This window comes from Martelella sp. (assembly GCF_984369615.1).
In genome coordinates this window covers 37,401-48,582 of the sequence record NZ_CFHTCS010000002.1, presented here as the reverse complement: position 1 = coordinate 48,582, position 11,182 = coordinate 37,401, and the positions used below count along the sequence as shown (strand labels likewise).

The following is an 11,182-nucleotide window of genomic DNA, read 5'->3' as shown; positions in this document are numbered from 1 at the left end:
ATCCTTGCGCCGAACCTGGGCATTTGTCCCACGTGCGGACAGCGGAAATGGTCGTACCCGCATCCTGATGTCGTAAGTACATGGGCGTTCGCACGGCTGGTCTAGGCCAATCAGAATGAGCGGGGTTTTATCCGTGGCTAAATCACTGGACAGTTTTGAATGTCGTTCCACACTCGATGTGGACGGAAAAGAGTATGTCTACTACAGCCTGCCGAAGGCTGAAGCGAACGGGCTCGAAGGCGTCTCGAAGCTTCCCTTCTCCATGAAGGTGCTTCTCGAAAATCTTCTGCGCAACGAAGACGGCCGCTCGGTCACCAAAGACGACATTCTTGCTGTCGCCAAGTGGCTTAACGACAAGGGCACGGCCGGCGCCGAGATCGCCTACCGCCCGGCCCGCGTGCTGATGCAGGACTTCACCGGCGTTCCCGCCGTCGTCGATCTCGCCGCCATGCGCGACGGCATCGTCAATCTCGGCGGCGATCCGGAAAAGATCAATCCGCTGGTGCCCGTCGACCTCGTCATCGACCACTCCGTCATCGTCGACGAATTCGGCACGCCGCAGGCTTTCGCCCACAATGTCGAATATGAATACAAGCGCAACGGCGAGCGCTACCGCTTCCTGAAGTGGGGCCAGCAGGCGTTCAAGAATTTCCGCGTTGTTCCCCCCGGCACCGGCATCTGTCACCAGGTGAACCTCGAATATCTCGGCCAGACCGTCTGGACCAAGGAAGAGGATGGTGCCGAGATCGCCTATCCCGACACCTGCGTCGGCACCGACAGCCACACCACCATGATCAACGGACTTGGCGTTCTCGGCTGGGGCGTCGGCGGCATCGAGGCGGAAGCCGCGATGCTCGGCCAGCCGGTCTCGATGTTGCTGCCGGAAGTCATCGGCTTCAAGCTGACGGGCGAGCTCAAGGAAGGCGTGACCGCGACCGACCTCGTGCTGACCGTCGTGCAGATGCTGCGCAAGAAGGGCGTCGTCTCCAAGTTCGTCGAGTTCTACGGCGCCGGCCTTGATTCGATGACGCTCGCCGACCGCGCAACCATCGGCAATATGGGCCCGGAATACGGCGCGACCTGCGGCTTCTTCCCGGTTGACTTCGAAACGCTCCGCTACCTCGATATGTCTGGCCGCACCAGGGAGCGCATCGCGCTGGTCGATGCCTACACCAAGGCGCAGGGCATGTACCGCGAATCGGGCGGCGAGGATCCGGTCTTCACAGACACGCTGGAACTCGACCTCGGCGACGTCGTTCCGTCCATGGCCGGCCCGAAGCGCCCGGAAGGCCGCATCGCGCTCGAAAACATCGCTTCCGGCTTTTCCGAAGCCATGGTCGACATGTACAAGAAGGACAAGGGCGAGATCGACAAGCGCTATGCCGTGGAAGGCACCGATTACGATCTCGGCCATGGCGATGTCGCGATCGCCGCGATCACATCCTGCACCAACACCTCCAACCCCTCGGTGCTGATCGCCGCCGGGCTGCTTGCCCGCAACGCCGTTGCCAAGGGGCTGAAGACAAAACCCTGGGTGAAGACCTCGCTCGCGCCCGGATCGCAGGTTGTCGCCGAATACCTGGAAAAGGCCGGTCTGCAGGATGACCTCGACGCGCTCGGCTTCAACCTTGTCGGCTTCGGCTGCACCACCTGCATCGGCAATTCCGGTCCGCTGCCGGCCCCGGTCTCGAAGACCATCAACGACAAGGGCCTGATTGCCGCCGGCGTTCTGTCCGGCAACCGCAACTTCGAAGGCCGCATCTCGCCGGACGTTCAGGCCAACTATCTGGCCTCCCCGCCGCTGGTTGTCGCCCATGCGCTGGCCGGCACGGTGAGGAAGGACCTGACCACCGAGCCGCTCGGCGAGGACAAGGACGGCAACCCGGTCTACCTCAAGGACATCTGGCCGTCCTCGAAGGAGGTGCAGGAGACGATCGAGAAATACGTCACCCGCGAACTCTACGAGACCAAATATGCCGACGTCTTCAAGGGCGACGAGAACTGGCAGGCGGTACAGATCCCGGATGGTCAGACCTATGCCTGGGACGACGACTCGACCTATGTCCAGAACCCGCCCTACTTCGTTGGCATGGGTAAGACGCCAACGGCCGTTTCCGATATCAAGGATGCCCGCATTCTCGGCCTGTTCGGCGACAAGATCACCACCGACCACATCTCCCCGGCCGGTTCGATCAAGGCGCAATCGCCTGCCGGCGAATATCTGATGGGCCACGATGTGGCGGTTGCCGACTTCAACCAGTACGGCACGCGGCGCGGCAATCATGAAGTGATGATGCGCGGCACCTTCGCCAATATCCGCATCCGCAACCACATGCTCGGCCCGAACGGCAAGGAAGGCGGCTACACCATCCACTATCCGTCCAAGGAAGAGATGTCGATCTTCGACGCGGCCATGGAATACAAGAAGGAAGGCGTTCCGCTCGTCATCTTCGCCGGCGGCGAATATGGCAACGGCTCCTCGCGTGACTGGGCGGCCAAGGGCACCAACCTTCTCGGCGTGCGCGCCGTGATTGCCGAGAGCTACGAGCGTATCCACCGCTCCAACCTCGTCGGCATGGGCGTCATCCCGTTCACCTTCGAAGACGGCGCGACATGGGAAAACCTGGGCCTGAAGGGCGACGAGACCGTTTCGATCGAAGGTCTTGCCGACATCAAGCCGCGCGAGAAGAAGATCGCCAAAGTCACCTTTGCCGACGGCACGGTGAAGGAGGTTCCGATCCTCTGCCGCATCGATACGCTCGACGAACTCACCTACGTCAACAATGGCGGCATCCTGCAGACGGTGCTGCGCGATCTGGCCGCCTGAGAAGGCCACAGCCATTGATGTGAGATTTGAAGCCGGGCGGCGCAAGCTGCCCGGTTTTTTTGTGGTCTTGAAACCCGGCGCCTGAAAAAAGGTCAGGCCGCCTCGCCGAGCAATCCGGCTTCGATGATAGTCAAAAAGCGCTGAACATCTTCAGCGGTTAGCTTAGAATCCAGGTCACCATGAATGAGCCTGTTCCGTCGTTTGGAAAGTTCTCTCAGGAGATCCGCTTCGGCCGGTGTGAAGTACCCCTCCTGAGCGAGCACCTCAACAATACGTCCCGGCGTTTGCGGCTTCGCAAACTGATCGGATTTCGTCACCCTCGCCAGAGCCTCCAGGCTGGCCCAAGCGAGAAGGAATGCGGCCTGTGGGTGATCACCTGACAGATGCCTTGCCTCTTCGAGGAAAATTCTCGCCTTTTCAGGTGTCAGCAGAGGCAAAGCGGCTGTCGGCTCACCATCAAATGAGACGACACGCAGGCTCCAATCGGAGTGTGTTGCTAGCACCGTCGTCAACTGCTCGAGCTTGTGTTTCTTTTCTGATGAACGAGAAACAACTTCTACGATAAGTTTCGTGTCCGCTCTAAAAGCCGCCATGTCGGGCCGCAATAGACTGAGATCAGTTGGTATGATTGGACTGACAGGCCCTATCACAACCGAGAACCCTTCCGCGCGAAGACCGGCTGCGACATTTTCGATGATTTCCGTTTCAATCAGCATGGTCATCGAGCTGCATCCTCCAGCGGGGTGTCTGAAATACGAATATACAACACGGGTCTTTCAGCGACCAGAGCCTCCGTCAGACGTTGCGTTGGAGCAACAAAGGTCACGGTGCGTTCGGGCTCGAATTTCTGCACGACCAGCCGTTCCACTTGTCTGTCGTCCAAGTAAATGTACTGGCAGAACGCATCAAGGATCGGTTTGACGATGTTGTCGATGTCTCCCTGCATAGGCTCGCTCGGAAAATAAAGCAGCGTCACGGCGACCGACGCATCGCTTGCGAAATGGTTCTCAGGAAGAGCTGCCTTACTCGCCTCGCGAACAAGCGCTTTCCAAGCGTCACGCGTCGCTGGCCGCTTGGCCTGAAGCGAGACCGGCGTCCCGAACACAAGAAATTCCATCGGGAACTTCAAATCCATCTCGCCTCCACGGCGCTAGGTCGGCAACAGAACTGCAACTTTGAATAGTAAACACAACAAGGATAATGGTGAGAAGCTAAAATAGTCATTCCGACTTCGGTTGTCTCAACCTTCCTTGAGTTCTAGTAATAGGCAGCCTCAAAAGCACGGAATCATCGAGCATGTCACCCATACCCTTCGCAGTCATCGGTTCGGGATGGCGGGCGTCTTTCTTTCTCAAGATCGCCGGAGCTTTTCCCGACCATTTCCGCGCCGTCGGCATCGTCTCAGGTCGGCCGGAGACCGAACGCAGGGCGCTGGCGGAGCGTTGGAACGTCGCGGTATTTGCTTCTGTCGACGCGCTTCTGGCGGCGACACGGCCCGAATTCGCTGTCGTGTCAGTGCGAAAGGACGAGATCGTCGAACGTATCTCGGAATTTGCCGCGCGCGATCTTCCCGTCCTCGCCGAAACCCCGGTCGCCCCCGATCACGAGGGATTGCGCGCGCTCCACGCACTGGTCGAGGCGGGCGCGAGGATCGAGGTGGCCGAGCAGTATTTCCTCCACCCGGTCATTTCGGCAATGCGGCGCCTGATCACAGACGGGCTGATCGGAACGCCCGGCTACGCCCATGTCTCGATCATGCAGACTTATCACGGCATATCCGTCATGCGGAAACTGCTCGGCATCGGCTTTGAAAACGCGACTGTCACCGCCAGCAGTTTTTCGCTGCCCGTGGTCAAGGGGCCGGGCCGCTACGACCAGCCGGAACGCCTCGAGATCATCGAGGCCGACCAGACCATCGCCACCTTCGATTTCGGCGACAGGATCGGCATCTACGACTTTGCCGAGAGCCAGCACAGAAGCCGCATCCGCGCGCCGCGCATTACCGTGCGCGGCGAACGCGGCGAGATCACGCCGGAGCGTGCAACCTATCTGATCGACGAGCGCACGCCGATGTCTGTGGAACTTGCCCGCATGGACAAGGGACATTTCACCAATTTCGAGGGCTATCACCATCACGGCATCATGGCGGGCGGACGCTATGTCTACGAAAACCCCTTCCCCGGTCCGCACCTGACGGATGATGAGATCGCGGTCGCGACCTGCCTGCAGAACATGCGGAGTTTCGTCGAAAGGGGCATTTCATCCTATAGCTTCGCCGAAGCCGCGCAGGATTGTTATCTTGCCGCGACGATGCAAAAGGCCGCCGCGGACAAGACGCCGGTGACGAGCGAGACGCAAGCCTGGCGCCGCGCCACCGTCTGAAGCCGCCAGACCGGGTTGCAAATCCTTCACACTTGAAACCGGAACGATGCGCGCGCCTTCGCGTTTTGCCGCCAAGGGACACATTGAGCGGAGCAAAGCGTGAGCAGCAACCAGGACGACGACCAAAACGCGCTGACCGGGATCACCCGCGAGGCGCTCGACCATTCCGACGGCGAGCGGGTTTCCGTTGACGACATGCTCACCACTTTCGGATCGGCCTCCTTCGTGCCGCTCCTGATCCTGCCGTCTCTGCTGGTGATGTCGCCGCTGGGAGGCGTGCCGGGGCTTTCATCACTCTTCGGCATCATGATCGTGCTGATCGCCGGCCAACGTCTGATCGGGCGGAAAAGCATCTGGCTTCCCGGCGTCATCCGCCGCCGTTCGATCGAAAGCGGCAAGGCTGCCAGGGCGATGGAGAAGATGCTGCCTGCGACCCGTTTCATCGATCGGCATTCGCGCCGGCGGCTTGCCTTTCTCTTCCGAGATCCGCTCGCCCTCATCCTGCCGCTGGCCTGCGTTCTGGCCGGCGCGTTCATGCCGGTTCTCGAACTCGTCCCCTTCGCTTCGGCCTTTCTCGGGCTTGCTGTCATGCTGATTGCCTATGCGATGCTGAGCCGCGACGGTTTGTTCGCGCTCCTGGCGCTGGTACCGATTGCAGCGGCTCTCTGGACGGGAAAGACCGTCATCTTTTGATTACATGTTTTTTCACCCCATCGTGACTTTCGGTTGAAGGGCGATGAGGCTAGATTGACGCCATGCTTGACAAGCGCCGGCTGATAATGGCCGCGCTATCCCTTTAACCGGTGAAGGTTCCTGCCGTGCTGAAGCAGACGATCATATCGGCCGCCTTTATTGCGGCTTTCGCCGTCTCCACGGCCGAGGCAGGCAAGATCCAGAACCCGCTCGGCGTTCTCGAGCTGTTCACCTCGCAGGGTTGCTCGTCCTGCCCGCCGGCCGACAAGGCAGCAGCCGAGATCGCCGGTCAAGGGGACATCATCGTCCTGAGCTTTCACGTCGATTACTGGAACTATCTCGGCTGGACGGACACGATGAGCAGCCGTCAAAACACCGAACGGCAATATGCCTATGGCGAAGCCATGGGCCGCAGCGGGGTCTACACCCCGCAGGCGATCCTCAACGGCCGCGAGCAGATGATCGGCACCAGCAGGGCCGACCTCAACGACAGCCTCGAAACGCTTGCCGCCAAAGGAGACGGCCTCAACGTGCCGGTTTCCACGCAAATGCACGGCGACGAGGTGCTGATCGATATCGGCGCGGGCTCCGGCAAGGCGGACGTCCTCGTCGTCTATCTCAAGGGCGAGGAAGAGGTCGCCATCAAGGAAGGCGAGAACAAGGGCAAGACGATCACCTACCGCAACATCGTCACCGATGTGCAAACGGTGGGCATGTGGCACGGTTCGCCGACCAGGATCACCCTCCCCGCCCGCGTTCTCGACGCGCGCGAGAGCGATGGCTGCGCCATTCTCCTGCAATCGACCGACAGGGCGGGCAATCCCGGCCCGATCCTCGGCGCCACGCTGATCACCACCCGCTGAAGTGCCTGCCGAACGGGATTTTCGGCGCCCCAACGCCGGGTTTGCCCGAGGAATTAACAACTTCTTTACCATGTTCGGCGAAAGCTAGACGCCAAGACCTTTGATGCGGTCTTGCGTGCGTGAAGGGGACAGCTTGCTTGATGCGCCGCAGGAACCGCCAACCGGAGCGGGCGAAAACCATGGCGCAAACGCGGATGACCCAGGACGCAACGGGCGGCAGGCCCTCCCTCGATGCGCTCAACCGCACGATCGAAGGGCTCGAGTCGCGCCTCAGCGATCTGATGGACGCGCGCCCCTCGCCGCAGCGTCCCACCCCGCGCCGCTTTCCAGACCCCCAACAGGAGCGGTTCCCGCGCGAGCGCTCAGCCATGCCCAACCCCGGCTCCGCCCGCGTCGATGCCGAACTGCGCGAGATCGGCCGCACGCTGAAAGACTTGCGCGCCAGCGTGCGCGAGGACTTCTCCGCAAGCCTGCGCGACGAGCTTACCGGGCTGCACACCATGCTCAGCCATCTCGACCGGCAGACCGATACGCGCGATCTCGACGAGGAAACCCGCGGTGAGTTGATCCGCATTTCCGAGGCCGTGGACTGGCTGGTTGCCAATGCGGCGGCTGACGACGACAGCCGGCTGATGGCCGAGTTCGACCATCTGCAATCGCTTCTGCGCGGCCTTGCCGACGCCAAGAGCATCACCCGGCTGGAGAACCGGTTCGAAAACATCGAACGCCAGCTTGCCCCCTTCGATGCCGGCCGGCTCGATGCCGAACTGGCAGCCCTTGCGCGCGGCATTGATGACCTCCGCCGCCAGGCCGACGACGATGACAGCGCCCGCAGCCTCGAGGATATCGAGCACCGCCTGTCGTCGCTGGCCCAGGCTATGGAGATGCTGTGCACCCGCTTTCCCGCCGTCGGCAAGAAGCTCGACGGGCAGATCGGCGCAATCGAACGGCGGATCGACGACATCAACCGCAACCTCGAAAACCTCGGACGCCGGCAGGCCGAACCCGTCCGCGATGCCGCAATCGAACGGCTCGAGGGGCGACTGTCCGAACTTGCGAGCGCGGTTACCGCCGTCGACTGGCAGATGCGCGACCAGGGCGCCAAACAGGCAACGCTTCTGGAAAACCTCGACGGCATGGCCCGTCGTTTCGAAGGCCATCGCGGCGATGACGGACATCTGAAGCTCGAGGCGCGCATCGAGAAGCTCGCCGCCGCCGTGGAACGGATCGGCCCGGGAGTGGACCGCCACGCCCTCGGCAAGGCCGTTGCCGAGCTCTCCGACAAGATCGGCGGGATCGACATGGACGGCGCGGAGCGCAGGCTTTCCGAGAAGATCGAAGCCACCGCGTCCGCCGGCTTCGGAGAGGACGACCGGCGTGAACTGAAGACACATCTGGACCGGCTGGCAGGCCTCGTCGCCGACAGCGCGCTGGAGCCGCGCGCGCTCGAAGACGTCGTCAGCCGCATCAACGAGCGGATCGGACGCATCGACGTTCAGGGCAGCGAGCGCCGCCTTGCCGCCAAACTGGATTCGCTGAGCCTTTCCGCCACGGGCGATGATGACCGGGCAGCGCTTCGCGACGAGATCAGACGGCTTGCCGGCCTCATCGAAAACGGCCGGCGCGGCATCGAGCCGGCGGCCCTCGATCAGGCCGTGGCGAAGATCAACGACAACATTTCCCGCATCGATCTCGCTGGCGCCGAGCGCAGGCTCTCCTCCCAGATTGCCGCCATGCCGGCGCGCGCAAGCGAGCCCGCCGGCAAGACGGCATCCCTGGACACGGAAGCATTCGAAAGGCGCCTTGCCGCCCGCATCGACGCGCTCGACCTCTCCGGCACCGAGGAGCGCCTCACGCGCCGGATCGCCGCGCTTGAAAACGACGGCGCGGAGGACCGGCTCAGCGCCCAGCTCTCCGCCCTTGCCAGCCGTTTCGACGAAAGCCGGCGCGACACCGGCGCGCCCGCGCTTTCCAAACTCGAACGCCAGATCGCCGAACTGACCACGCTCGTCAGCCGGCCGGATCCGAAACTGCCGCTGGCCGAGCTTGAGGACCGCATCGGCGCGCGCATCGAGAGCCTGACGGCCAGCAATGACGATTATCTCATCGAGGCGGCGCAACATGCCGCCGAGGAGGCGCTGAAGACGTTCGAAGCCCGCCGCAAGGGCGAGGCCGACGAACATATCGCCGTCATCAAGGCGCTGGCCGCCGACATGAGAAACCTCCATAAGGCCGGCCGCGACAGCGAGGGCGCCGCGTCCTTGCACGAAACGCTGAAGACGATCGCGGGCAGGCTCGACACGCTGAACGTCGATGATGACGACAAGGCGCCGACCGGTGAGCGGAGGCGCGCGGAGCCCGGCCCTTTCGTCGCGACAGCGGCGACCGCCGCACCGGAAGCGAAGCGCGATGCTGAGGAGTCACTCCGGGAAGAGCGGCAACCGCCACGCTTCGAGACCCGGTTTGCAGCGCCGGCAGCAAGGCCCGCCCCTGCCCCCGAGGTCAGGACCGACGACACGGCCAGCAACGATGTGCTCGATATCCTCTCGCGCGTGCGCGCCGGACAGAAGTCCGAAGGCCCGGTGCTGCCGGTCCATGACCGGCCCGTGGCCAGGACCGAATACAAGAAGCGCGATCCCGGCAAGCCCGCAGGCCCGCGCAACCAGCGCTTATCCGCCATCGGCCCGCAGGGCGACCTGATTGCCGCGGCGCGCCGTGCCGCCCGTTCGGCGCTCGCCAACGCCGAGGACATGACGCCCTCGGTTACGACCAAGGGAGGCAGGCACGCGAAGGACGGCGATGGCGGCAATGGCGACAATGGCGACAGGGCCGCCGGCGACGGCTTCTCGCGCAGGCCCGTCTACCTTGCCGCCGGCGCCATTCTGCTGGCCATCGTCGCCTACCCCTTCCTCACCGATTTCGGGCGCGATCGGGAAACCATCATGGAGGCGGTCAAGACCTTCGAGAACAACCCGCCGAGCCTTGCCGCGCCTGCGCGCACGCCGGCAGACCAGGCGATTCCGCAGACCCCGGCAACCCGCAACGTCGCGGCCGCCCCCTCCCTGCGCGCGCCCGAGCGCGGCGCGGTCAAGACCAACTTTGCCGCCGAGGCCCGCGAGATTGCCGCCGCACCCGCCGCCGACGCCTTCCGCATGATCGAGGCCGACAACACGCTCGTGACCGGCAGCATCAAGCCGGATGCACCCGTCGCCGCGACGGCCGGCAATTCCGGGTCGGCGCCGCGGGGGGCGCCCGCCGAGCCGCCCGTTGCCGCCGCCCCGCCGGCTGCCAGGCCGCGCGAAATGGAAGCACCGGTCGAAACCGCGTCGGTCACCACCGAGGATGTGCTCGACATGCTGGCCGCGCCGTCGGCCGCACGCGAGGCGTCGTCCGTGCCCTCGACGCCGGTCCGCAAAGACCCGCAGGCAGCAACACGGAAGACGCCGGCCGCTGCCGTCAGCAATTCGCCGCCGCCCGAGGCAAGCGGAAAGAGCGAGGCGCTGACCGCGCAGCGACCGAAGGAACCAGCACCGCTCGACATTACCGTTCCCAAAACCATAAAGCCGGTCGCACTCGCCGATGCGGCGCGGAACGGCAATCCGGACGCGCTTTACGAGATCGGCATGCGCTACCAGGAAGGCCTTGGTCTCAAGCGCGATCCGGCCGAAGCGGCCGCCTGGTTCGACGAAGCCGCCGAACGCGGTTCCGCGCCTGCCGCCTTCCAGCTCGGCAGCCTCTATGAAAAGGGCATCGGCGTCGACCAGGATGCAGCGAAGGCGATCACGCTCTACCGCTCGGCCGCCCGGGCCGGCAATGTCAGCGCCATGCACAACCTCGCCGTCATGCTCGCAAACGGCGCCGGCAGCGGCAAACCCGACTTCGCCGAAGCCGCGAAATGGTTCAGGGAAGCCGCCGAGCACGGCGTCGCCGACAGCCAGTTCAATCTCGCCATCCTGCATGCGCGCGGCGCCGGCGTCGATGCCGATCTCGCCCAGTCCTACAAATGGTTTGCGATCGCCGCGGCCGGCGGCGACGAGGAAGCCGCCAAACGGCGCAACGAAGTGGCCGAGGCCCTGTCCGACGCCGATCTCAACCGCGGCCGGAAGCTCGCAGCGGACTGGGAAGCCAGGGAGCCTCTCCCGGCCGCCAATACAGTGACCGCGCCGCCCGAATGGCTGCCGCAGGAAAAGATCGCAAGCGCGCCCGACAAGCAGGCGATCATCCGCGACATCCAGTCGATCCTCAATGAACGCGGATATGACGCCGGTCCCGAAGACGGACTTCTCGGCGCAAAGACCGATTCCGCGATCAAGGCCTTCCAGACGAAAAACGGCCTTGAGCCAAACGGCGCGATCACGCCCGCTCTGGTGGAGACATTGCTCAACAGCAACAGCGTCTGAGAAGAATAAGCGGATCG

At 63.5% G+C, this 11,182-nt stretch carries 7 protein-coding genes; 5 read left to right on the top strand and 2 right to left on the bottom strand.

What is annotated here, in order from left to right; genetic code table 11:
• The first annotated feature begins 133 nt into the window (after positions 1–133).
• On the top strand, positions 134–2,827 hold the full coding sequence (gene acnA / locus AC5DC2_RS00545) for an aconitate hydratase AcnA (protein WP_491697100.1): 2,694 nt from the start codon (positions 134–136) through the stop codon (positions 2,825–2,827).
• 92 nt (positions 2,828–2,919) lie between these two features.
• Here acnA and AC5DC2_RS00540 read toward each other — a convergent pair whose 3' ends face one another.
• Positions 2,920–3,549 (bottom strand): HepT-like ribonuclease domain-containing protein, encoded by a 630-nt coding sequence (locus AC5DC2_RS00540; protein WP_491697099.1) that lies wholly within the window; start codon positions 3,547–3,549, stop codon positions 2,920–2,922.
• Complete coding sequence (locus AC5DC2_RS00535; protein WP_491697098.1) at positions 3,546–3,962, bottom strand: RusA family crossover junction endodeoxyribonuclease; 417 nt, start codon at positions 3,960–3,962, stop codon at positions 3,546–3,548. The genes AC5DC2_RS00540 and AC5DC2_RS00535 overlap by 4 nt, the downstream gene beginning before the upstream one ends.
• A gap of 161 nt (positions 3,963–4,123) precedes the next feature.
• On the opposite strand from AC5DC2_RS00535, the gene AC5DC2_RS00530 reads away from it, so the two are divergent.
• The 4 genes from AC5DC2_RS00530 to AC5DC2_RS00515 all read left to right on the top strand — a co-directional run bounded on the left by AC5DC2_RS00530 (position 4,124) and on the right by AC5DC2_RS00515 (position 11,165).
• Positions 4,124–5,209: a Gfo/Idh/MocA family protein gene (locus tag AC5DC2_RS00530; RefSeq protein WP_491697097.1), complete on the top strand. Its 1,086-nt coding sequence runs from the start codon at positions 4,124–4,126 to the stop codon at positions 5,207–5,209.
• Positions 5,210–5,308: 99 nt separating this feature from the next.
• Positions 5,309–5,902 (top strand): exopolysaccharide biosynthesis protein, encoded by a 594-nt coding sequence (locus AC5DC2_RS00525; RefSeq protein WP_491697096.1) that lies wholly within the window; start codon positions 5,309–5,311, stop codon positions 5,900–5,902.
• 125 nt (positions 5,903–6,027) lie between these two features.
• The gene (locus tag AC5DC2_RS00520) at positions 6,028–6,765 is read left to right on the top strand and encodes a DUF1223 domain-containing protein (RefSeq protein ID WP_491697095.1); all 738 of its coding nucleotides are present in this window, start codon (positions 6,028–6,030) and stop codon (positions 6,763–6,765) included.
• Between the two features lie 179 nt (positions 6,766–6,944).
• Positions 6,945–11,165 carry a peptidoglycan-binding protein gene (locus tag AC5DC2_RS00515; RefSeq protein WP_491697094.1) on the top strand — a complete coding sequence of 1,407 codons (4,221 nt, stop codon included), beginning with the start codon at positions 6,945–6,947 and terminating at the stop codon, positions 11,163–11,165.
• The last annotated feature ends 17 nt before the right edge of the window (positions 11,166–11,182 follow it).